The organism is Cronobacter sp. EKM101R (assembly GCF_963888145.1).
In the GTDB taxonomy this organism is placed as follows: domain Bacteria; phylum Pseudomonadota; class Gammaproteobacteria; order Enterobacterales; family Enterobacteriaceae; genus Cronobacter; species Cronobacter turicensis.
Genome location: NZ_CAWPHW010000023.1, coordinates 444,311 through 467,142, shown reverse-complemented (window position 1 = coordinate 467,142; position 22,832 = coordinate 444,311). Strand labels below are relative to the sequence as shown.

General features: G+C 61.3%; 21 protein-coding genes. 10 read left to right on the top strand and 11 right to left on the bottom strand.

From position 1 onward, the window contains the following. Nucleotides 1-267: 267 nt before the first annotated feature. The 4 genes from nei to AACV31_RS14765 form a co-directional block, all read right to left on the bottom strand. Nucleotides 268-1,059: an endonuclease VIII gene (gene nei / locus AACV31_RS14780; RefSeq protein ID WP_105538232.1), complete on the bottom strand. Its 792-nt coding sequence runs from the start codon at nucleotides 1,057-1,059 to the stop codon at nucleotides 268-270. Between the two features lie 106 nt (nucleotides 1,060-1,165). After that, nucleotides 1,166-2,161: a DUF2891 domain-containing protein gene (locus AACV31_RS14775; protein WP_165153365.1), complete on the bottom strand. Its 996-nt coding sequence runs from the start codon at nucleotides 2,159-2,161 to the stop codon at nucleotides 1,166-1,168. Between the two features lie 19 nt (nucleotides 2,162-2,180). Beyond that, on the bottom strand, nucleotides 2,181-3,167 hold the full coding sequence (locus AACV31_RS14770; protein WP_041923341.1) for a DUF979 domain-containing protein: 987 nt from the start codon (nucleotides 3,165-3,167) through the stop codon (nucleotides 2,181-2,183). Then, complete coding sequence (locus AACV31_RS14765) at nucleotides 3,164-3,886, bottom strand: DUF969 domain-containing protein (RefSeq protein WP_165153363.1); 723 nt, start codon at nucleotides 3,884-3,886, stop codon at nucleotides 3,164-3,166. The genes AACV31_RS14770 and AACV31_RS14765 overlap by 4 nt, the downstream gene beginning before the upstream one ends. A gap of 246 nt (nucleotides 3,887-4,132) precedes the next feature. Between AACV31_RS14765 and AACV31_RS14760 the strand changes: the two genes are divergently transcribed. After that, entirely contained in the window at nucleotides 4,133-4,681 is a 549-nt protein-coding gene (locus AACV31_RS14760) for a winged helix DNA-binding protein (RefSeq protein WP_105538235.1), read from the top strand. Nucleotide 4,682: 1 nt separating this feature from the next. Here AACV31_RS14760 and pxpA read toward each other — a convergent pair whose 3' ends face one another. From pxpA to AACV31_RS14725, 7 genes are all read right to left on the bottom strand, one after another. Further along, nucleotides 4,683-5,417 (bottom strand): 5-oxoprolinase subunit PxpA, encoded by a 735-nt coding sequence (pxpA, locus tag AACV31_RS14755; RefSeq protein ID WP_165153361.1) that lies wholly within the window; start codon nucleotides 5,415-5,417, stop codon nucleotides 4,683-4,685. Next, a complete protein-coding gene (pxpC, locus tag AACV31_RS14750) occupies nucleotides 5,407-6,339 on the bottom strand; it encodes a 5-oxoprolinase subunit PxpC (protein ID WP_105538237.1) in 933 nt (310 codons plus the stop codon). Before pxpC ends, pxpA begins: the two co-directional genes overlap by 11 nt. Then, the gene (gene pxpB / locus AACV31_RS14745) at nucleotides 6,333-6,989 is read right to left on the bottom strand and encodes a 5-oxoprolinase subunit PxpB (protein ID WP_075199119.1); all 657 of its coding nucleotides are present in this window, start codon (nucleotides 6,987-6,989) and stop codon (nucleotides 6,333-6,335) included. The genes pxpC and pxpB overlap by 7 nt, the downstream gene beginning before the upstream one ends. Nucleotides 6,990-7,009: 20 nt before the next feature. After that, the gene (locus tag AACV31_RS14740) at nucleotides 7,010-7,753 is read right to left on the bottom strand and encodes a type 2 GTP cyclohydrolase I (RefSeq protein ID WP_041923337.1); all 744 of its coding nucleotides are present in this window, start codon (nucleotides 7,751-7,753) and stop codon (nucleotides 7,010-7,012) included. Nucleotides 7,754-7,763: 10 nt separating this feature from the next. Next, nucleotides 7,764-9,185 carry a deoxyribodipyrimidine photo-lyase gene (gene phrB, locus AACV31_RS14735; RefSeq protein ID WP_165153359.1) on the bottom strand — a complete coding sequence of 474 codons (1,422 nt, stop codon included), beginning with the start codon at nucleotides 9,183-9,185 and terminating at the stop codon, nucleotides 7,764-7,766. A gap of 12 nt (nucleotides 9,186-9,197) precedes the next feature. Beyond that, the gene (locus AACV31_RS14730) at nucleotides 9,198-10,151 is read right to left on the bottom strand and encodes a YbgA family protein (RefSeq protein ID WP_075199117.1); all 954 of its coding nucleotides are present in this window, start codon (nucleotides 10,149-10,151) and stop codon (nucleotides 9,198-9,200) included. 150 nt (nucleotides 10,152-10,301) lie between these two features. Further along, complete coding sequence (locus tag AACV31_RS14725) at nucleotides 10,302-10,508, bottom strand: YbfA family protein (protein ID WP_007768176.1); 207 nt, start codon at nucleotides 10,506-10,508, stop codon at nucleotides 10,302-10,304. 315 nt (nucleotides 10,509-10,823) lie between these two features. Here AACV31_RS14725 and kdpF point away from each other — a divergent pair, with 315 nt between their 5' ends. The 9 genes from kdpF to potE all read left to right on the top strand — a co-directional run bounded on the left by kdpF (nucleotide 10,824) and on the right by potE (nucleotide 22,829). Next, nucleotides 10,824-10,913, top strand: coding sequence for a K(+)-transporting ATPase subunit F (kdpF, locus tag AACV31_RS14720; RefSeq protein WP_015386886.1), 90 nt, complete (start codon nucleotides 10,824-10,826; stop codon nucleotides 10,911-10,913). After that, a complete protein-coding gene (kdpA, locus tag AACV31_RS14715) occupies nucleotides 10,913-12,595 on the top strand; it encodes a potassium-transporting ATPase subunit KdpA (RefSeq protein WP_165153357.1) in 1,683 nt (560 codons plus the stop codon). Before kdpF ends, kdpA begins: the two co-directional genes overlap by 1 nt. A 20-nt stretch (nucleotides 12,596-12,615) precedes the next feature. Further along, nucleotides 12,616-14,664, top strand: coding sequence for a potassium-transporting ATPase subunit KdpB (gene kdpB / locus AACV31_RS14710; protein WP_165153355.1), 2,049 nt, complete (start codon nucleotides 12,616-12,618; stop codon nucleotides 14,662-14,664). Nucleotides 14,665-14,675: 11 nt separating this feature from the next. Then, nucleotides 14,676-15,248, top strand: a complete 573-nt coding sequence (gene kdpC, locus AACV31_RS14705; RefSeq protein WP_161589127.1) for a potassium-transporting ATPase subunit KdpC — start codon at nucleotides 14,676-14,678, stop codon at nucleotides 15,246-15,248. Between the two features lie 9 nt (nucleotides 15,249-15,257). After that, on the top strand, nucleotides 15,258-17,942 hold the full coding sequence (kdpD, locus tag AACV31_RS14700; protein WP_165153353.1) for a two-component system sensor histidine kinase KdpD: 2,685 nt from the start codon (nucleotides 15,258-15,260) through the stop codon (nucleotides 17,940-17,942). After that, a complete protein-coding gene (gene kdpE, locus AACV31_RS14695) occupies nucleotides 17,939-18,616 on the top strand; it encodes a two-component system response regulator KdpE (RefSeq protein ID WP_075199111.1) in 678 nt (225 codons plus the stop codon). The genes kdpD and kdpE overlap by 4 nt, the downstream gene beginning before the upstream one ends. Nucleotides 18,617-18,948: 332 nt before the next feature. Then, on the top strand, nucleotides 18,949-19,053 hold the full coding sequence (speFL, locus tag AACV31_RS14690) for a leader peptide SpeFL (protein ID WP_003858645.1): 105 nt from the start codon (nucleotides 18,949-18,951) through the stop codon (nucleotides 19,051-19,053). A gap of 267 nt (nucleotides 19,054-19,320) precedes the next feature. Beyond that, a complete protein-coding gene (gene speF / locus AACV31_RS14685; protein ID WP_165153351.1) occupies nucleotides 19,321-21,516 on the top strand; it encodes an ornithine decarboxylase SpeF in 2,196 nt (731 codons plus the stop codon). After that, the gene (potE, locus tag AACV31_RS14680; protein ID WP_105538042.1) at nucleotides 21,516-22,829 is read left to right on the top strand and encodes a putrescine-ornithine antiporter; all 1,314 of its coding nucleotides are present in this window, start codon (nucleotides 21,516-21,518) and stop codon (nucleotides 22,827-22,829) included. The genes speF and potE overlap by 1 nt, the downstream gene beginning before the upstream one ends. Nucleotides 22,830-22,832: the final 3 nt, after the last annotated feature.

Here is a 22,832-nt window from a genome sequence, read left to right as displayed (position 1 = left end):
CGGGTTTTGTAGCGTGGGCAAGCGAAGCGTACCCATCAAATTTTGTAGGGTGGGCAAGCGAAGCGCACCCACCGGGTTTTGTAGGGTGGGTAAGCGCAGCGCACCCACCGAGTTTTGTAGGGTGGGTAAGCGCAGCGCACCCACCGGGTTTTGTAGGGTGGATAAGCGACGCGCACCCACCGGGTTTTGTAGGGTGGGTAAGCGCAGCGCACCCACCGGGTCTTCCCAAAAAAGGTAATCAACGCGCACCCGCCATGCACCCTAAAACTACTCCTGGCACCCCGGACACCAGTAAAACGGCCGCGACGACAGCGTCGTTTTCTCGATAATCCCCCCGCAACGGCGACATTTTTTCCCGGCGCGGTGAAACACCTCGAAGCGAAACAGCGCGCCGTGGTGCTTATTCTCATCCACCGTGCCGCGCGTCTGGTACGAAAGCCGCGGGATCTCAAGACACGCGCGGGCCAGCGCATCAAGCTGCGTGTTATTCAGCTCTATCGCTTTATGGCGCGGCGCAAGCTGCGCCTGCCAGAGGATCTCCACACGCAGATAGTTGCCAAGCCCCGCGAGAAACGCCTGATCCAGCAGCAGCCCGCTGAACTGACGGCGGTGAAAACGCGGGCTTAGCAACCGCTCCTTCACCTGCTCCACCGTCAGCGACATATCAAGCACATCCGGCCCGACGCGCTGCAAAAACGCGTGCGCCGCCACGCCGTCGGCGTCCAGCATCTCAATTTCCGAGGCGCTGTACAGCAGCACCGCGGCGTCTTCGGTTTCAAGCCGCACGCGCAGGCTTCGCGTGGTCTGCGGCGTTTCGCCCGCCTTTACCACGCGCCAGACGCCATACAGCTGGTTATGGCTGTAGAGCGTCAGCCCACACGAAAAATGCGTCAGCAGCGCTTTGCCGCGGGTTTCGAATCGCTCCACCCGTGCGCCGGTCAGCGGCGCCTCAAACGCTTTTAATTCAGGAAAGGCAAACCAGACATGGGTCAGCGGTTTACCCGCCACCGCCGCTTCAAGCTTGTCCGCCGCGCGGCGGATCTCCGGTCCTTCCGGCATCGTTTATCCTTTTAAGGTGACTTACGCGTTAAAACGTAAGGATAAACTGTAGCAGCGCGCGCCGGGAGAAAAAGGCAACCGCCGCAAAAAAGCGGCGGTTAACGGGTTACTCCAGCGCCAGCAGCGCGAAGCTTGCCAGCCAGTGCCCGCCGCTATAGTGGCTGCCGACCACATGCTCGACGCTTGCCGCCAGATGGCGTTGCACCGCCTCGTGCAGCGCCGTCTGCGCGCGGTGATTTTCAGGGAGCGCCGCGGCGATATGCTTCATACACCAGGCGCGGCTTAAGTTAAGCCCGTCGAGATGGGCGATTTTCGGGTCGGCGCGATCGCTTACCACAGCCGGGTGCATCAGCGCCGCCACGTTGCCGATATCCGGCAGATACGCGTCAAACCACGCCGGGAAATGCTCCGCCGTTTTACTCATCAGCAGCGCTTCGGTCAGCGCGCCGGAGAGATATTCATCGCCGCCCGGCTCGTAGTGCGCCGGGTAGTCGGTGTCGGCCTGATAAAAGCGCGTCGTCGCGTCAGTGATGGCGCGCTCAAGCGCGCCGTCGTCCAGCGCGCGGGCGTAATCCAGGCCAAGGGCGAGCGCAAACGCCGTGTTGTAATGGGTGCCGACACGAATCGGGTAGGTCAGCTTGCTGAGGTAATCGATAAGACGCGCGCGAATATCCTGAGTCAGCGGTGCCAGCGTCTCGTGCCAGCGCGCGGCCTGCGGCAGGTCTGACGCTTTCAGCTCCTGGGCGAGCGCCAGCAGCCAGCCGTAACCATACGGGCGCTCGAACGAGGCGCGAAACGGCGCGGTAAAGTACTCCACTTCACGCGCCACCTTCTCCTGCGTAATGTGCTCTTCGAACAGGGCGATAATCTCTTCGCGGCACGACAGCGTCGGGTAGAGGCGCAGACAGCGCAGCAGCAGCCAGTAACCGTGTACCGCCGAATGCCAGTCAAAGCAGCCGTAGAAGATCGGGTGCAGCTCGCGGGGCGGCAGCGCGTCGGCGTCATCATTCATCAAATGCATAATGTGGTTCGGGTACTCCTGGCGCAGATAGGTCAGGGGCATCCGGGCAAAGGCGTCGGCCTGGGGTTGTGTCAATGTCATAACAGCTCCTTAAAGGGCCTTAGCGAAATACGATGAAATACATCAGGAAAACGTTCACCACCAGCAGCGTCAGCGCCGTCGGGATCTGAATTTTTATCACCTGATATTTGTCTTTCAGCTCCAGCAGCGCGGCGGGAACGATATTGAAATTCGCCGCCATCGGCGTCATCAGCGTGCCGCAGTAGCCCGCGTACATGCCGATAGCTAAAAGCGGCGCCGGGTCGCCGTGGTGATGATTAATCAGCAGCGGCAGCGCGATGCCCGCGCTCAGCACCGGGAACGCCGCAAACGCGTTGCCCATAATCATCGTAAAGAGCGCCATGCCGATGCAGTAAATCACCACCAGCATGAAACGGTTTTCCGGGTCGACGAACAGACTCACCACGCGCTGCACGGCGGTGCCGGTATCGGCGGCGACAAACACCCCGCCAAGCATCGCCAGCATCTGCGGCAAAATCACCGCCCAGCCGATGGTATCCACCAGGCGGCGCGACTGACGGATAGCATGCAGCGGCGTGCCGCGCGTCAGCCACCAGCCGACCAGCAGCGCCGCGATACACGCCACGCACAGCGCCGCGAGCGTCAGCTGTTTTTGATCCAGCAGGAACACGCCGCCCACCGAGACGCCTTTCATAAACAGCGTGCCTGTCACCGTCACTACCGGGATCAGCAGCGCAGGCAGAAACAGCCAGTTGCGCAGACGCTGAGAGGACGCCTCGCGCTCCTCCTCGGTAGACATTTTATAGTGCCCCTTCCCCACCAGCCCAAAGCCCGCCAGCAGCGCGATAACAATCACCGCGCCGCCGATAATGCGGTAGGCCAGCGAGCGGCCCAGCTCCTGCACCAGCAGATCGCCGAAGAGAAAAATCCCGCCGAACAGGAACCAGAACAGCGCGGTCGTAAAGCGCTTAGGATTACCGCGATCGCGAAGCGTCATTACCACCAGCAGCATGACGATAAAGCCAATCAGGTAGTAGACACGGTTGATAGTCAGCAATGTGCTCATTGCGCGGCCTCCTGGTTGCCCTGCTCTGCGCGCCAGGCCAGAACCTCGCGGCGAATGCTGGCGTCAAGACGCAGCAGAGGCGCCATATGGATAATCAGCGCCGCAATCGCGGTTGGAATGGCCCACAGGCCGATATGCAGCGGCTCAATGCCGGGAATGCCGTTCTCTTTCAGGAACGCGTCAATCAGCAGCACCGCGCCGAAAGCGATAAAAATATCTTCGCCAAAAAACACCGCGATATTGTCGCAGGCGGCGGCGTGGGCTTTGATTTTGTCGCGGATGTGCGCAGGCAACTCGCCATATTCATTGAGCGCCGCGCCTTCAGCCATCGGCGCCAGCAGCGGGCGCACGGTCTGGGCGTGGCCGCCAAGCGACATCAGCCCCAGCGCCGCGGTGCCTTCGCGCACCACGAAATAGAGCATCAGAATACGCGCCGAGGTGGCGCTGGCGATTTTCGCCACCCACGCCTGGGCGCGCTCTTTCAGGCCGTAATACTCCAGCAGGCCGATGACCGGCAGGATCAGAATGAAGGTCGCGAGCGAGCGGCTGTTAACGAACTTTTCGCCGAAGGTTTCCAGCAGCATGCCGAAATCCATGCCGACCGTGAGCCCGGTCGTCAGCCCGGCAACCACCACCACCAGCAGCGGGTTAAAGCGCAGCGCGAAACCGATAACCACCACCGGAATACCGATGAGCGGCAACAGAGAGGAACCGTCCATACATTGTTACCCTTTCCAAAGTGAGCGTTGCACGCCGAAGGCTATTCTGCTCCTTCGCCGGGGTGGCGAAGCGTGGGCATTGCGGCGAACGTTGTTGTGCGAGAGGTGCTGTAAACGTGCAGAACCTGACCAAAAATCTATATCTGAACGGTTATAGTATGTAAACAATTTATCAATAAAATGTTTTTATTTTGTCGGTGTCGTTTTATAGTTTTTACCAATACCCACAGGAGAGAAAGGGACGCCATGAGCCGTAAAAAACCGGTTGTATCAAGTGATAACGACGATATTACTGACGGGCGCATTGTCTCGTCCCGCCACCTGGTGTCGGCGCGCTGCGCGGAGTTATCGGAGCTGGAATACGCGCTGATCATGACCGGCAACGCGTTTAACAAATGGATGGTGCGCTGCATGACGGCGGCGGGCGAGCCGGATATGGGCGCGTTTGACGTCTCGCTGTTGCATCACGTTAACCACCGCAACCGCAAGAAAAAGCTCGCGGATATCTGCTTTGTGCTCAACGTGGAAGACACGCACGTGGTGACCTACGCGCTGAAAAAGCTGGTGAAAGCGGGCTATGTGACCAGTGAAAAGGTGGGTAAAGAGCTCTATTTCTCGACGACGGATGAAGGCAAAGCGCTGTGTATGAAATACCGCGACGTGCGCGAAACGTGTCTTATCGCGATTCAGGTCGAGAGCGGGATACCGGGCGCGGCGATTGGCGAAACGGCGCAACTGCTGCGCACCATCGCCTCGCTTTACGACACCGCCGCGCGGGCGGCGGCATCGCTGTGAATCACGCGCTGACCTGAATCTGTCGCGCGTCGAACGCCTTGCGTAACCGGCGCGCGAACGCCAGCGCGTGCGCGCCGTCGCCATGCAGGCAGACCGTCTGGGCATTCACCGTCGCCCATGCGCCGTCACGGCTGCGCACCCGCCCTTCCTGCACCATCATCAGCGTGCGCGACACCGCCTCGTCGTCATCCTCAATCAGCGCGCCCGGCTCGCTGCGCGGCACCAGCGCGCCGTTGGCCAGATAACCGCGATCGGCGAAGACTTCTTCGCGCGTGGCGAGCTGACAACGCGCACCTGCGCGAATCAGCTCGCTGCCCGCCAGCCCCACCAGAATCAGCGTCGCATCAACATCCTTCACCGCCTGCGCAATGGCGTCGGCAAGCGCTGCGTCTTTCGCCGCCTGGTTATAGAGCATCCCGTGCGGTTTCACGTGCGACAGCCTGCCGCCCTCGGCGCGGGCGATGGCGGCGAGCGCGCCGACCTGATAGAGCGTCTCGGCGTAAATCGTCTCCGGCGGCAGCTGCATCGCCGTGCGGCCGAAGTTTTCACGATCCGCAAACCCCGGATGCGCGCCAATCGCCACGCCGTGCGCCAGCGCCAGCCGCACGCTCTCGCGCATCGTCTGCGCATCGCCCGCGTGGAAGCCGCAGGCGATGTTGGCGGAGCTAATCAACGGCATCAGCAGCGCGTCGTTGCCGCAGCCTTCGCCGAGATCGGCGTTAAGATCAATCTTCATCGTTAAGCCGCCATGCCAGTTGTTCAAGGTAACGCGCCCGGTCGCTGCGCGCCTGTAGCGCCTCTTCGATGGAGCACTGCACGAAGTGAATCGGCTCGCCCAGGCGCAGTTGCGCCAGGTTATAGCGATCGGCGTCGATCACGCACGCGATGCGCGGATAACCGCCGGTGGTCTGGGCGTCGTTCATCAGCACGATGGGCTGCCCGCCGTGCGGCACCTGCACCACGCCCGGCAACAGGCCGTGAGACACCAGGTCGCGTTCGGTGGTGCGCTCCAGCACATGGCCGTGCAGCCGGTAACCCATGCGGTTACTCTGCGGGCTTAACTGCCACGGCGTGCGCCAGAAGGCTTCTTTCGCCTCGTGGCTGAATTCGTGATACTCCGGCCCCGGCAGCGCGCGAATGCGATTGCCCCATAGCAGTTGCTTCACGCCGCGCGCCTCGCGGAAATGACGCGTCGGCGGGTTGACGGGCAGTTCATCACCGTCGCGCAGGAGCCGCCCTTCAAAACCGCCGACGCCTGCTTTCACATCGGTACTGCGCGAACCCATGACTTCCGGCACGTCGAAACCGCCCGCCAGGGCCAGATAGCTGCGCATACCGCGGCGCGGCAGCTTCAGGCTCAGGCGCTGGCCCGCGCGGGCCAGAAGCCGCCAGCCGGTCCAGACGGCGCGTTCGTCAAGCGTCGCGTCGCAGCCCGCGCCGGTAAGCGCAAACCAGGTATCTTCGGTGAACTCCACCACGCACTGACCGAGTGTTATCTCCAGCGCCGCCGCGTGCGGATCGTTGCCCACCAGCAGATTGGCGATTTGCAGCGACGGGCCATCCAGCGCGCCGCACTGGCTTACGCCATACTGGCGCAGCCCGAAACGGCCGCTGTCCTGGAGCGTGGCGTGGATGCCCGCGCGAATAATCTTCAGCATACGCCCTCCTTTTGCGGCACGAAGCGCACGGTGTCGCCCGGCGCGAGCAGGCCCGGCGGGTTATTGTGCGGGTTAAACAGCGCAAGCGGCGTATGGCCGATAATCTGCCAGCCGCCAGGCGTGGGGAGCGGATAGATGCCGGTCTGGCTGCCGCCGATGCCGACCGAGCCTGCGGGCACCTGAAGCCGCGGCTCGGCGCGACGCGGCGTGGCAAGCGCTGGCGCCAGCCCGCCGAGATACGGGAAGCCCGGTTGAAAGCCGATGAAATAGACCACGTAATCGACCTGCGCGTGCATCTCGACCACCTGCTTTTCACTGAGCCCGGCGTGGTTCGCCACAACCGCCAGATCCGGCCCGGCGTCTTTGCCGTACACCACCGGAATCTCGATGCGCCGCGCGTCGGGGATGATCGCTTCGCTCTCCTCCCACCAGCGTTGCAGCCGCTCGATAGCGTCCAGCGCCATCGTTTCCGGCTCGCGCAGCATCACGGTAATGTTATTCATGCCGGGAATGACTTCCACCACGGCGGGTACCTCTGTGAGGCGCTGCACCAGCCCCCAGATGCGCTGCTGGCTGGCAAGTGTTACGGGCGGCTCCAGCTCCAGTACCACGGCGCTTTCGCCTAACAGATAACAACGGGCTCGCTGCACGTTTTCCTCTCTTGTATTGATTAAGCCGGATTCGGGATGTCGATAAAGGTCACGTCCAGATCGGTGGTTTCGTTCAGCCATTCGCTGAGCGCGCGAATGCCGCCGCGCTCGGTGGCGTGGTGGCCTGCCGCATAGAAATGCAGCGACTGCTCGCGCGCCGAATGGATGGTCTGTTCGGAGACTTCGCCGGTGATAAAGGCGTCGACGCCGAAACGCGCCGCGCTGTCGATAAAGCTCTGTCCGCCGCCGGTACACCAGGCGACGCGCTTAATCAGATCCGGCCCGGTATCGCCGCACCACAGCGGACGACGGCCGAGACGCGCTTCAAGCCAGGAGGCGAACTCCGGGCCTGACACCGCCATCGCCAGCTCGCCCCACGGCACCAGCGGCTCGATCTCGCCCTTCACTTCAATGCCGAGCAGCTGCGCCAGCTGGACGTTATTGCCAAGCTGCGGGTGCGCGTCGAGCGGCAGATGCCAGCCGTAGAGGTTAATGTCGTTAGTCAGCAGCGTCTTCAGGCGGTTGCGCTTCATGCCGCGCACGACCGGCGATTCCCCCTTCCAGAAATAACCGTGATGCACAATCACCGCGTCCGCTTCCAGGCGCACCGCTTCATCCAGCAGCGCCTGGCTTGCGGTCACGCCGGTGACGATTCTGCGCACCTCGTCGCGGCCCTCAACCTGTAAGCCGTTCGGGGCGTAGTCGCTGAACGTGGCGCTGTTGAGTTTGTCGTTAATCAGTTGTTCCAGTTCGCTGTTTTTCATGGTTTCTCTCTTATTCTTTGCGGGCCGCTTCATACGCCGCGAGCGTCGCAACGCGCGCCTGTTTATGGTCGACGATGGGCTGCGGGTAACGCAGCGCCTTGCCGTTTTTCTTCGCCCAGACATGCGGCTCATGCACGGCCTTGCCGGGAATATGGCTAAGCTCCGGCACCCAGCGGCGAATAAACTCGCCCTCGGCGTCAAACCGCTGCCCCTGTGTCGTGGGGTTGAAGATGCGGAAATAGGGCGCGGCGTCGGTGCCGGTAGACGCGGCCCACTGCCAGCCGCCGTTATTGGCGGCAAAGTCGCCGTCAATCAACTGCGACATAAAATAGCGTTCGCCGCGCCGCCAGTCGATCAGTAAGTCTTTGACCAGAAAGCTCGCGGTGATCATCCGCAGCCGGTTGTGCATCCAGCCGGTGGCGTTCATCTGGCGCATCGCGGCATCAACAATCGGATACCCCGTGTTGCCTTCGCACCACGCCTGAAAATGCGCGTCGTTAGACTGCCACGCCACCCGCGCCGTCCAGTCGATAAACGGCTGATGGCGGCACAGGTGCGGCCAGGCGACGATCAAATGCCGGTAGAATTCGCGCCAGATAAGTTCATTCAGCCATACCGCCCCGCTGCCGCCTTCCAGCGCGCGCGGGTGTTCGGTTAACAGACGATGCAGGCACTGGCGCGGGGAAAGGACGCCGATGGCGAGATACGGCGACAGCAAACTGGTGCCGCGAATAGCCGGGAAATCGCGCTTTTCCGGGTAGTCGCCTGCGTCATGCCGGCAAAAGTCGCGCAGGCGTTTGAGCGCAGCCTCTTCGCCCGCCGGGAAGCGCATACCGTCCGGCGTATCACACGGGTAATCGAACGGCGCAAGCGCAGGCGCATCGGTTAGCGCCCCGCCCGCGCGTGGCTTCGGCGCGCTGACGCACGGCGGCAACCCCTCGCCGAGACGGCGTATAAACGCCCGGCTGTAAGGGGTGAACACTTTATACATCTCGCCGTTGCCGGTCACGACGCTTCCGGGCGGCAGCATCACGCTGTCGTCAAAGCCCTGACAGGCGACGCGGCCCTCCAGCCTGCGCTCCACGGCGGCGTCGCGTCGCGCTTCGTTCAGCTCATACTGATAGTTGTAAAAGAGCGCCGAAACCTGCTGCTCATCGCAAAATGCGGCCAGCGCGTCAACGGCGGCGGCGAAATCGGGCGCCTCGCGCGTAAACAGCGCAATCCCCCGCGCTGCCAGCGCCTGTTGCAGCGCGTCCAGGTTTTGGCGCATAAACGCCGCCTGACGCGGCGCGAGAGTGTGATCTCGCCACTGCTGCGGGGTGGCGATAAACAGGCCGATGACCCGCGCGTCGGGGTCCCGGCAGGCGGCGGCGAGCGCCAGGTTGTCGTTAACGCGCAGATCCGCGCGAAACCAGACCAGATGCGTGGTCATAACACTCCTTGTTTAACGGCCGTAGCGCAGGCGCAGCGCTTCCGGGTAGGGCTCGAAGTAGCGTTGTTGATCAAGGTAAGGGTCAGGGTATTCCGCCATGTAGTGCTTGAGCAGCGTCACCGGCGCCAGCAGCGGTTGCGTGCCCTGACGGTAGCGGTCGATAAGCGTGGAAAGCTCCTGACGCTGACGCCCGTTGAGCTGGTTGCGGAAATAGCCCTGCACGTGCATCAATACGTTGGTGTGGTTACGGCGGGTCGCCTGAATGGAAAGCAGCGCCATCAGGCGCAGGCGATACTCTTCAAAATACGCCTCCAGCGAGTCCCACTGGTCGATAGCCGCCACAAAGCGCCCCAGCTCACGGTAGAGCGGCTGCGAGTGCGCCAGCAGCAGAAGCTTATAGCGGCTGTGAAAGGCGATCAGATTGCCGCGCGTCAGCCCTTCGGCGCGCAGCGCGTGGAGTTCATGCAGGGTATAGATGCGCTCGACGAAGTTTTCGCGAATGCCCGGATCATACAAACGTCCGTCCTCTTCCACCGGCAGCCACGGCAGCGCGTTCATCAGGATCTCGGTATAGATGCCGCGACCGGCTTTACGGTTGTTTTTGCCGTCCGCATCGTAGACGCGCACGCGCTCCATGCCGCAGCTGGGCGATTTAGCGCAGACGATATAACCGCACAGGTGATCCAGACGGCTGACGCGCTCGCGTGAAAAGGTTTCCATCTCGCCGGTTAAATCGCCCTCGCGCTTATCGCTAAAACGCAGCGCCAGGCCTTCATCGGTTTTCACCAGACGCAGCGCCGGGCGCGGCACCGGCAGGCCGACGGCCATCTCCGGGCAGACGGGCTCATACTTCACCCAGGGCGCCAGCTCCTCCACCGCAAAGGCGAGCCGTTTATGGCCGCCGTCGAAACGCACGTTTTCCCCTAAAAGACAGGCGCTAATGCCAACAGGGATTTTTATACTCATTCGGCCATCCTCATTTTTATACACTCTCAGTGTAGCCAGAGGCGGCCTGTTAACACCAGCCTGATGACAGCGAAAAACGCAGCGGCGCGGCGCATTCGCAGGCATAAAAAAACCGCTCGGCGTGAGCGGTTTTTCAGGGTGTCGTATGAATCAGTAAAAATAGCAGGCGGTTTGTTCAGCCTGCGCCATCCAGACCGGCTGATCGCTGGTTTTCGACCACACACGGTGCAGATAGCTGTAGAAACGCGCGCGATCTTTCCAGAACAGCATTACCGGCAGGGCCGCAATGCCAACCACCAGCACCAGCGCGCGACGCAGGAAGACCTGATGCGCAGGATATTTTTTATATAAAGACATAGGTTTTTCCCCCTTTCTGTACATGCCCGGCAATCAAGGCCGGAAACCGGATTCTGTGAGCTGGTTAAAATTGTATCGCTTTGCCTGTAATTTTACTACTCATCCGACCAGCTTTTAAGGCGAATTCTTACCATCTTTACAATTGATATCGTAAATAAGTTACAAAATGGTTAAAGAAATACTAACCCGCAGTTAAATCATGGCTTTTGCCATTTTTATATTTTTTTTACACCCCGCTTCGCGATTTTTGCGAAACCTTTACGCCCGAATCCCTACCCTCTGCCCATATTCCAAAAACCCCCATGGAGGTGGATTGTGAGTGCAGGCCTGATAACCGGCATCGTGCTGGTTTTTCTGTTGCTGGGCTATCTGGTATACGCCCTGATTAATGCGGAGGCGTTCTGATGGCGGCGTCCGCATTTTTACTTATCGCCAGTTTTCTGCTGGTGCTGATGGCGCTGGCGAAACCGCTGGGCAGCCTGCTGGCCCGGCTGATTAACGGCGATCCCCTGCCGGGCGTGGGCGGCGTGGAGCGTGTGCTCTGGGCCGTGCTCGGCATTCGTCAGGAGGAGATGGACTGGAAGCGCTATCTGCTGGCGATCCTGCTGTTTAATACGCTGGGTCTGGTGCTGCTGTTCGCCATTCTGATGTGTCAGGGCGTTCTGCCGCTTAACCCACAGAACCTGCCGGGGCTCTCCTGGCATCTGGCGCTCAACACGGCGGTGAGTTTCGTCGCTAACACCAACTGGCAATCTTACGCGGGCGAAAGCACCGTCAGCTATTTCAGCCAGATGGCGGGCCTCGCGGTGCAGAATTTCCTCTCGGCGGCGACCGGCATCGCGGTGGCGTTTGCGCTTATCCGCGCCTTTGCCCGCCAGTCGGCGACGACGCTTGGCAACGCCTGGCAGGATCTCACCCGCGTCACGCTGTGGGTGCTGATGCCGATCGCGCTGATTATCGCGCTGTTCTTTATTCAGCAAGGGGCTATCCAGAACTTCTCGGCCTACCAGCCCTTCACCACGCTGGAAGGCGCGCGGCAGATGTTGCCGATGGGGCCGGTGGCGTCGCAAGAGGCGATTAAGATGCTCGGCACCAACGGCGGCGGCTTCTTTAACGCCAACTCCTCGCACCCGTTTGAGAACCCGACCGCGCTAACCAACTTCGTGCAGATGCTGGCTATCTTTCTGATCCCGGCGGCGCTCTGCTTCGCCTTTGGCGATGCGGTGGGCGACGCGCGCCAGGGCCGCGCCATTCTCTGGACCATGACGGTGATTTTCGTGGTCTGCGTGGCGCTGGTGATGTGGGCCGAAACCACCGGTAATCCGCACCTCCTCTCGCTCGGCGCCGACAGCGCCGCCAATATGGAAGGTAAAGAGAGCCGCTTTGGCATTCTCGCAAGCAGCCTGTTTGCCGTCGTCACCACGGCAGCGTCCTGCGGCGCGGTAAACGCCATGCATGACTCCTTTACCGCCCTCGGCGGCATGATCCCGATGTGGCTGATGCAGATTGGCGAAGTGGTCTTCGGCGGCGTCGGTTCCGGGCTGTACGGGATGTTGCTGTTCGTGCTGCTGGGCGTGTTTATCGCGGGCCTGATGATTGGGCGCACGCCGGAATACCTCGGCAAAAAAATCGACGTGCGCGAGATGAAAATGACCGCGCTGGCGATTCTGGTCACGCCTGCGCTGGTGCTGCTCGGCACGGCGCTGGCGATGATGACCGACGCGGGCCGGGCGGGCATGTTCAACCCCGGCATTCACGGCTTCAGTGAAGTGCTTTATGCCGTTTCGTCTGCCGCCAATAACAACGGCAGCGCCTTCGGCGGCCTTAGCGCCAATACGCCGTTCTGGAACCTGCTGCTGGCGTTTTGCATGTGGTTCGGCCGCTTCCTGGTGATTATCCCGGTGATGGCGATAGCCGGCTCGCTCGCCGCTAAAAAAGCGCAGCCCGCAAGCCCCGGCACGCTGCCCACCCACGGCGCGCTGTTTATCGGCCTGCTGACGGGCACGGTGCTGCTGGTCGGCGCCCTGACGTTCATCCCCGCCCTCGCCTTAGGCCCGGTCGCGGAACACCTTTCTTTTGTGAAATGACCATTGCGGAGTCGCTATCCATGAGTCGCAAGCAAATGGCCCTGTTTGAATCCTCGCTGGTTCGTCAGGCGCTTTTCGATGCTCTGAAAAAACTGAGTCCGCGCGCCCAGTGGCGCAACCCGGTCATGTTTATCGTCTGGGTCGGCAGCCTGCTGACCACGCTGATTGCCGTGGCGATCGCCGCCGGAAAATTGCCCGGCGAGGCGCAGTTTACCGGCGCCATCAGCCTGTGGCTGTGGTTTACGGTGCTGTTCGCCAACTTCGCCGAAGCCCTGGCGGAAGGCCGCAGCAAAGCCCAGGCCAACAGCCTCAAGGGTGTAAAAAAGACCGCGTTCGCCCGCAAGCTGCGCGCGCCGCACCATGATGCCCAGATGGATCACATCCCCGCCGCCGATCTTCGCAAAGGCGATATCGTGCTGGTGGAAGCGGGCGACATTATCCCGTGCGACGGCGAAGTCATCGAAGGCGGCGCGTCAGTGGATGAGAGCGCCATTACCGGCGAATCCGCGCCGGTTATCCGTGAATCGGGCGGCGATTTCGCCTCGGTGACCGGCGGCACGCGTATTCTTTCCGACTGGCTGGTTATCCAGTGCAGCGTCAACCCGGGCGAGACGTTCCTTGACCGTATGATTGCGATGGTGGAGAGCGCCGAGCGGCGCAAAACCCCTAACGAAATCGCACTGACCATTCTGCTGGTGGCGCTGACGATTGTCTTTCTGCTGGCGACCGCCACGCTGTATCCGTTCTCGCAATACGGCGGCACGGCGGTCAGCGTAACGGTGCTGGTGGCGCTGCTGGTGTGTCTGATCCCGACCACCATCGGCGGGCTGCTTTCAGCCATCGGCGTGGCGGGCATGAGCCGGATGCTTGGCGCGAATGTTATCGCCACCAGCGGCCGCGCGGTGGAAGCCGCAGGCGATGTGGACGTCCTGTTGCTGGATAAAACCGGCACCATCACGCTCGGCAACCGTCAGGCGTCTGACTTCCTGCCCGCCCCCGGCGTGGATGAAAAAACGCTCGCCGACGCCGCCCAGCTGGCCTCGCTTGCCGATGAAACGCCGGAAGGCCGCAGCATCGTGGTGCTGGCGAAGCAGCGCTTTAACCTGCGCGAGCGCGACGTCCAGAGTCTTCAGGCCACTTTTGTGCCCTTCACCGCGCAGACGCGCATGAGCGGCATCAACGTGCAGGACCGCATGATCCGCAAAGGCTCGGTGGACGCCATTCGCCGCCATGTGGAAGCCAACGGCGGCCAGTTCCCGGCGCAGGTCGACACGCTCGTGGAAGGCGTGGCGCGCACCGGCGGTACGCCGCTGGTGGTGGCTGAAGGCGCGCAGGTGCTCGGTGTTATCGCGCTGAAAGATATCGTCAAAGGCGGCATTAAAGAGCGCTTCGCGCAGCTGCGCAAAATGGGCATCAAGACGGTGATGATCACCGGCGATAACCGGCTGACCGCCGCCGCCATCGCCGCCGAAGCGGGCGTGGACGATTTTCTCTCCGAAGCGACGCCGGAGGCGAAACTGGCGCTGATCCGCCAGTACCAGGCCGAAGGACGGCTGGTGGCGATGACCGGCGACGGCACCAACGACGCCCCGGCGCTGGCCCAGGCCGATGTGGCGGTGGCGATGAACTCCGGCACCCAGGCGGCGAAAGAAGCGGGCAACATGGTGGATCTCGATTCAAACCCCACCAAGCTTATCGAAGTGGTGCACATCGGCAAACAGATGCTGATGACGCGCGGCTCGCTGACGACGTTCAGCATCGCCAACGACGTGGCGAAATATTTCGCCATTATCCCGGCGGCGTTCGCGGCGACCTATCCGCAGCTTAACGCGCTGAACGTGATGCACCTGCATTCGCCCACGTCGGCCATTCTTAGCGCCGTTATCTTTAACGCGCTGATTATCGTCTTTCTGATCCCGCTGGCGCTGAAAGGCGTGAGCTACAAGCCGCTCGCGGCGGCGGCGATGCTGCGTCGCAACCTGTGGATTTACGGTCTGGGCGGGCTGGTGGTGCCGTTTATCGGCATCAAGCTCATCGATCTGCTGTTAACGCTGTCTGGTCTGGTTTAAAAGGAATCATTATGGCTATGTTACGTCCCGCCCTCACCCTGTTGGTTTTCCTGACAATCCTCACCGGCGGCGTGTATCCGCTGGCGACCACGGTGCTCGGCCAGTGGTGGTTTAAGGACCAGGCGGAAGGCTCGCTTATCCGCCAGAACGGTGAGGTGCGCGGCTCGCGCCTGACAGGCCAGGCGTTCAGCGAGGCGAAATATTTCCAGGGCCGCCCTTCCGCGACGGCCGAAGCGCCTTATAATCCAATGGCTTCCGGCGGCAGTAACCTCGCCGCCAGCAACCCGGAACTGGATAAACAGATCCAGGCGCGCGTGCAGGCGCTGCGCGCCGCCAACCCGGACGCCCGCGCGGCGGTGCCGGTGGAGCTGGTGACGGCCTCCGCGAGCGGTCTTGATTATGGCATTACGCCGGACGCCGCCTTCTGGCAGGCGCCGCGCGTAGCGCAGGCCCGCGGGATCTCTGAAGCCGAGGTGGGGCGCCTTATCCGTGAAGCCACCGACACGCCGATCGCGGGCTTTCTCGGCCAGCCGGTAGTGAATGTGCTGCAACTGAATCTGGCGCTGGACGCCCTGCAACCGTAAGGAAATATCATGACCGAAGAGCCGATGCGCCCCGACCCGGATCGCCTGCTGGTGCAGACGCAGGGCCGGACGCGCGGAAAACTCAAAATCTTCTTCGGCGCCTGCGCAGGCGTAGGGAAAACCTACGCCATGTTGCAGGAGGCCCAGCGTCTTCGGGCGCAGGGGCTCGATATTCTGGTGGGCGTGGTGGAAACCCACGGCCGCCAGGAGACCGCGGCATTACTCGAGGGGCTGGCTATCCAGCCCCTTAAGCGTATTCATCACCGGGGCCGCGTGGTGCAGGAGTTCGATCTCGACGCGTCGCTTGCGCGTAACCCGGCGCTGATCCTGATGGATGAGCTGGCGCACAGCAACGCGCCCGGCTCTCGCCACCCGAAGCGCTGGCAGGATGTCGAAGAACTGCTCGACGCAGGCATTGACGTCTTTACCACCGTTAACGTTCAGCATCTGGAAAGCCTTAACGATGTGGTGGGCGGCGTAACCGGCATTCAGGTGCGCGAAACCGTGCCCGATCCGATTTTCGATGCGGCGGATGAAATCGTGCTGGTGGATCTGCCGCCGGACGATCTGCGCCAGCGCCTGCATGAAGGCAAAGTCTATATCGCAGGCCAGGCAGAGCGCGCCATCGAGCATTTCTTTCGCAAAGGCAACCTCATCGCGCTGCGCGAGCTGGCGCTGCGGCGTACCGCCGACAGGGTGGACGATCAGATGCGCGCCTGGCGCGACCGTCAGGGCCAGGAGAAAGTCTGGCATACGCGCGACGCCATTCTGCTGTGCATCGGCCAGGGCGCGGGCAACGAAAAGCTGGTGCGCACCGCGGCGCGTCTCGCGGCGCGGCTCGGCAGCGTCTGGCACGCGGTCTATGTGGAGACGCCGCGTCTGCATCAGCTCTCTGAAACGGCGCGGCGCGCCATCCTCAGCGCGTTGCATCTCGCGCAGGAGCTGGGCGCGGAAACCGCCACCCTCGCCGACCCGGTCGAAGAGAAAGCGATACTGCGCTACGCCCGCGAGCATAACCTTGGCAAAATCGTCATCGGGCGGCGCAATAAACGCCGCTGGTGGAGCCAGGATACGTTCGCCGAACGGCTCGCGCGCCACGCGCCGGATCTCGATTTGCTGATTGTCGCGCTGGATGACAAACCCACGCCTGCCAGCGCCAAAGCTGCCGATAACCGCCCGTTTATGGAGAAGTGGCGGGTACAGTTGCGCGGCTGCGCGGTGGCGGTGACGCTCTGCGCCCTGATTACGCTGGTCGCGCACCAGTGGCTTATCGCGTTCGACGCCGCCAACCTGGTAATGGTCTATCTGCTGGGCGTGGTGCTGGTGGCGCTGTTTTATGGCCGCTGGCCGTCGGTGGTGGCGACCGTCATCAACGTGGTGAGCTTCGATCTCTTTTTTATCGCGCCGCGCGGCACGCTGGCGGTTTCGGACGTGCAGTATCTGCTCACCTTCGCGGTGATGCTGAGCGTCGGGCTGATTATCGGCAACCTGACCGCGGGCGTACGCTATCAGGCGCGCATCGCGCGCTATCGCGAGCAGCGCACGCGCCACCTTTACGAGATGTCCAAAGCGCTGGCCGTGGGCCGCAGCGCGCGCGATATCGCGGCCACCAGCCAGCAGTTTATCGCCTCCACCTTTCGCGCACGTGGTCTGCTGCTGCTGCCGGACGATCAGGGCAAACTCCAGCCGCCGCAGCCGCTGTCGGAAATCACGCCGTGGGATGAAGCCATCGCCCGCTGGAGCTTCGATAAAGGCCTGCCCGCCGGGGCGGGCACCGACACCCTGCCCGGCGTGCCGTATCAGATTTTACCGCTGCGCACCGCCGGGAAAACGCTCGGGCTGGTTATCGTTGAGCCAGGCAATTTGCGCCAGTTGATGATCCCCGAACAGCAGCGGCTGCTGGAGACCTTTACGTTACTGGTGGCGAGCGCCCTGGAGCGGCTCTTTCTGACCGAGAGCGAAGAACAGGCGCGGCTCGCCAGCGAGCGCGAACAACTGCGCAACTCGTTGCTTGCTGCGCTCTCCCACGACCTGCGCACGCCGCTGACGGTGCTGTTCGGCCAGGCGGAGATCCTGACGCTCGATCTGGCCTCCGAAGGCTCGAAACATGCGCCGCAGGCGAGCGAAATCCGCCAGCATGTGCTGAATACCGCAAGGCTTGTGAATAATCTGCTGGATATGGCGCGCATTCAGTCCGGCGGCTTTAACCTGCGCAAGGAGTGGCTGACGCTCGAAGAAGTGGTGGGCAGCGCGCTCAAGATGCTGGAGCCGGGGCTCGGCGGGCGGCATATCGCGCTGAGCCTTAGCGATCCGCTCACACTCATTCATGTCGACGGCCCGCTCTTTGAACGAGTGCTGATTAACCTTCTGGAGAACGCCGCCAAATACGCAGGCGCGCGGGCGCAGATAGGCGTGCGCACGGGCTGGCGCGACGACCGGCTCGATCTGGAGGTCTGGGACGACGGCCCCGGTATTCCGGCTGGTCAGGAACAGGCTATCTTTGCTAAATTCGCTCGCGGCAATAAAGAATCCGCTATCCCCGGCGTCGGTCTGGGGCTGGCGATTTGTCAGGCGATTGTCGAGGTGCACGGCGGCGAGATTTACGCCCGTAACCGCCCGGAAGGCGGCGCCAGTTTTCACGTGCTGCTGCCCAAAGAAACGCCCCCGGAACTGGATATCCACGAGGTCATGTGATTAGCGTCCTGATAGTCGAAGATGAAAAAGAGATCCGCCGCTTTCTGCGCACGGCGCTGGAGAGCGAAGGGCTGCGCGTTTATGACGCCGAAACCCTCCAGCGCGGACTGATTGAAGCCGCCACCCGCAAGCCCGATCTGGTGATCCTTGACCTCGGCCTGCCGGACGGCGACGGCATCGATTTTATCCGCGACTATCGCCAGTGGAGCCAGACGCCCGTGATTGTCCTGTCGGCGCGCAGCGACGAGCAGGACAAAATTGCGGCGCTGGATGCCGGCGCCGATGATTTTCTGGGCAAGCCGTTTGGCATCGGCGAATTGCAGGCGCGGCTGCGCGTCGCCCTGCGCCGCCACGGCGGCGCGGGCCAGAGCGATCCGGTGGTGAGTTTTTCCGATATTACGGTCGATCTGGCGGCAAGGCGCATCACGCGCGGCGCGGAGGAGATCCACCTGACGCCGATTGAATTCCGCCTGCTGGGCGTGCTGCTGAATAACCCCGGTAAAGTACTCACCCAGCGCCAGCTATTAAGCCAGGTGTGGGGGCCGAACGCGGTAGAGCACAGCCATTACCTGCGTATCTATATGGGCCACTTGCGCCAGAAGCTGGAAAGCGATCCGGCGCGCCCGCGCCACCTGCTGACTGAAACCGGCATCGGCTACCGGTTTATGCTTTGAGCGCCACGCCGCGTCATATCTGGCGCGGCGTCCTGTATTCCCCTCTTTTATTCTGAATAGCCTTTCACCTGCCTTAATTACTTATTCAATTCTCGCTCTCCGTTTACTGAAAAATATAAACGGGATGCTCTCTATTTTACTGAAAAATTAAAAAGACACTTTTCATTAACCACTAATCTACATTCACACAACGCACAGCGATCTGCTCTGCATTATGCATAAATAACGACTAATTATTTCTGGTTCTGGCCGTTTTTATTGATGTACTTCACAGATTAACCCCTTACCCTGGATAAAATGACCACGCTTTCAATTACTGAAAGGAAACTGACATGGAAAATAATAATCGGTTAATGCCGCATATCAGGCGGACAACCCATATTATGATGTTCGCCCACCGCAACTGTTTTGACTTTCACCTTTTCAACGCCCGCTAGCGGGTTGCGCTGCTGCGCGCCGATCATTCTTCAGCACAAGCCTAACGTTATTCATTAACAGGTTATCGCCTGGGAATGCACGCGCACTTTCGCCATAGTTCTCTGTAATACCAGAATTTTTCTGGCAGGGAGCTGCCTGGCCAATACAGAGTAAATCCCCTGTTCTGCCTTTTTAAGGCAGCGGGAGCGTTTTGCCCGACATTCATATTCAGCAATTTTCCGCGAGGAAAAGTGGCGGGATTGCTTTGCCTGAAATAAGGAAACATCATGCAAGCGTTAAAAATTGGCGTCAGCCGTTTATGTCCGGACTGTTTTTCAACGGACCGCGAGATTATTAATATTCACGACACGGATTATATTGATATCGCCGCGGCGGTAATGGCCGTCAGCGATATTTTCCAGGGCATTATCGATGAAATTGAAATGACCGGCTTTGGCATTCCGGTTTTTGTGGTATGCCAGCCCGAAGAACGGGTGCCTGCGGAGTATTTGCCGCGGATTGCGGGCGTGTTTGAATACAATGAATCGCACCGCGACTACTATGGCCGCCAGCTTGAAGCCGCCGCCCGGAAGTATGAAACGGCGCTGCGCCCGCCGTTCTTTCGCGCGCTGGTCGATTACGTAAATCAGGGCAACAGCGCCTTCGACTGCCCCGGCCACCAGGGCGGCGAGTTTTTCCGCCGTCACCCGGCGGGCAATCAGTTCGTCAGTTTCTTCGGCGATACGCTGTTTCGCGCCGATCTCTGCAACGCCGACGTGGCGATGGGCGATTTGCTCATCCACGAAGGCGCGCCCTGCCTTGCGCAACAGCATGCTGCAGAGGTGTTTAACGCCGATAAAACCTACTTTGTGCTGAACGGCACGTCCTCCGCCAATAAAGTGGTGCTCAACGCGCTGCTGGCGCCAGGCGATCTGGTGTTGTTTGACCGCAATAACCATAAATCGAACCACCACGGCGCGCTGTTGCAGGCGGGCGCGACGCCGGTCTATCTGGAAACCGCGCGTAACCCGTACGGGTTTATCGGCGGGATCGACGCCCACTGTTTCGACGAGCGTTACCTGCGCGAATTAGTGCGTGAGGTGGCGCCAGCGCGCGCCGCCGCGGCGCGCCCGTTCCGGCTGGCCGTTATCCAGCTCGGCACCTATGACGGCACGGTCTATAACGCCCGTCAGGTGGTGGATACGCTCGGGCCGCTGTGCGACTACCTGCTTTTTGACTCCGCGTGGGTCGGCTATGAGCAGTTTATCCCGATGATGGCCCCCTGCTCGCCGCTGCTGCTGACGCTTAACGAAAACGATCCGGGCATTCTCGTTACGCAGTCGGTGCATAAACAGCAGGCCGGGTTTTCGCAGACCTCGCAAATCCATAAAAAAGACAGCCATATCAAAGGCCAGCCGCGTTACGTGCCGCACAAGCGGATGAATAACGCCTTTATGATGCACGCCTCCACCAGCCCGTTTTACCCGCTTTTCGCGGCCCTGGACATTAACGCGCGGATGCACGAGGGCGAAGCCGGACGCCGCATGTGGATGCGCTGCGTGGAATATGGCATTGACGCCCGCAAGATGATTTTCGACAACTGCCGCGCCATCCGGCCTTTTGTCCCGGCGATGGTCGACGGCCGTCCGTGGCAGAGCTATGAGACGCAGGAGATCGCCTCTGACTTACGGTTTTTCCACTTCGTGCCCGGCGAGCGCTGGCACGCCTTTGAGGGCTACGCGCCGCACCAGTATTTCGTCGACCCGTGCAAGCTGCTGCTCACCACGCCAGGGATTAATACAGAGACCGGCGAATATGAAGACTTCGGCGTGCCCGCCGCCGTGCTCGCAAGCTACCTGCGCGAAAACCATATCATCCCGGAGAAATGCGATCTTAATTCCATTCTGTTCCTGCTGACGCCCGCCGAGGAGATGAGCAAGCTGCAACAGCTGGTGGCGCAACTGGCGCGCTTTGAAAAGCTGCTGGAGAGCGACGCGCCGCTCAGCGACGTGTTGCCCTCGCTCTATAAACAGCATCAGGCACGTTACGAGGGTTACACGCTGCGGCAGCTCTGCCAGGAGATGCACGACTTTTACGCCAGCCGTAACGTCAAAGCGCTGCAAAAAGCGATGTTCCGTAAAGCGTATTTCCCGCGCGTCGCCATGAGCCCGCAGGCGGCCCACCAGGCGTTTATTCGCGGCGATATCGAGCTGGTGCGTCTGGAGCAGGCGGAAGGCCGCATCGCGGCGGAGGGCGCGCTCCCCTACCCGCCCGGCGTGCTGTGCGTGGTGCCGGGCGAAATCTGGGGCGGCGCGGCGCTGCATTACTTCCAGGCGCTGGAAGAAGGGATCAACCTGCTGCCGGGCTTCGCGCCGGAGTTGCAGGGCGTGTATGTCGAAGCCTGCGACGGGCGTCATCAGGTCTGGTGTTACGTGGTCAGTGAAAAACCGGCGCCGCAACGCCGCGCAGAAGGAGCGTTATGATGAGCAAATCCAACAAAATGGGCGTGGTGCAGCTGACCATCCTGACGATGGTCAACATGATGGGCTCAGGCATCATCATGCTGCCGACCAAACTCGCCGAAGTGGGCACGATTTCGATTATCTCCTGGCTGGTTACTGCGGTGGGCTCCATGGCGCTCGCCTGGGCGTTCGCCAAATGCGGGATGTTCAGCCGTAAATCGGGCGGCATGGGCGGCTACGCGGAGTATGCCTTCGGTAAATCCGGCAACTTTATGGCGAACTACACCTATGGGGTGTCGCTGCTTATCGCCAACGTGGCTATCGCCATTTCGGCGGTCGGCTATGGCAGCGAGCTGTTCGGCGCGGCCTTAACGCCGGTGCAGACCGGCATCGCCACTCTCTGCGTGCTGTGGATCTGCACCGTCGCGAATTTCGGCGGCGCGCGCCTGACCGGCAAACTCAGCAGCGTCACCGTCTGGGGGGTGATTATTCCGGTGGTCGGGCTGTCGGTGATCGGCTGGTTCTGGTTCAGCCCATCGCTGTATGCCGCCTCGTGGAATCCGCATCACGTGCCGTTTTTCGACGCGGTCGGATCGTCTATCGCCATGACACTGTGGGCCTTTCTGGGGCTGGAATCCGCCTGCGCCAATACCGAGGTGGTGGAAAACCCGGAGCGCAACGTGCCGATTGCGGTGCTCGGCGGCACGCTGGGCGCGGCGGTGATTTATATCATCTCCACCAATGTGATTGCAGGCATCGTGCCGAACCTGGATCTGGCCCGCTCCACCGCGCCGTTCGGGCTGGCCTTCGCACAGATGTTTACGCCGGGCGTCGGGAAAATCATTATGGCGCTGATGGTGATGTCCTGCTGCGGATCGCTGCTCGGCTGGCAGTTCACCATCGCCCAGGTGTTCCGCTCCTCCGCCGATGAAGGCTATTTCCCGAAAGTCTTTTCCCGCCTGAGCCGCGCCGAAGCGCCGGTGAAGGGGATGCTGACGATTGTCATCATCCAGAGCGTGCTGTCGTTGATGACCATCAGCCCTTCGCTCAACAAGCAGTTTAACGTGCTGGTCAACCTGGCGGTGGTGACCAATATCATCCCGTATATTCTGTCGATGGCGGCGCTGGTGATTATTCAGCAGGTGGCGAAGGTGCCGCCGCGCAAGGCGAAACAGGCGAATCTGGTGGCGCTGCTCGGGGCGATTTACAGCTTCTACGCGCTCTACTCCTCAGGCCAGGAGGCGATGCTGTATGGCGCGATGGTGACGTTTATGGGCTGGACGCTGTACGGGCTGGTGTCGCCGCGCTTTGAGCTGACCAATAAGCACGGTTGATAA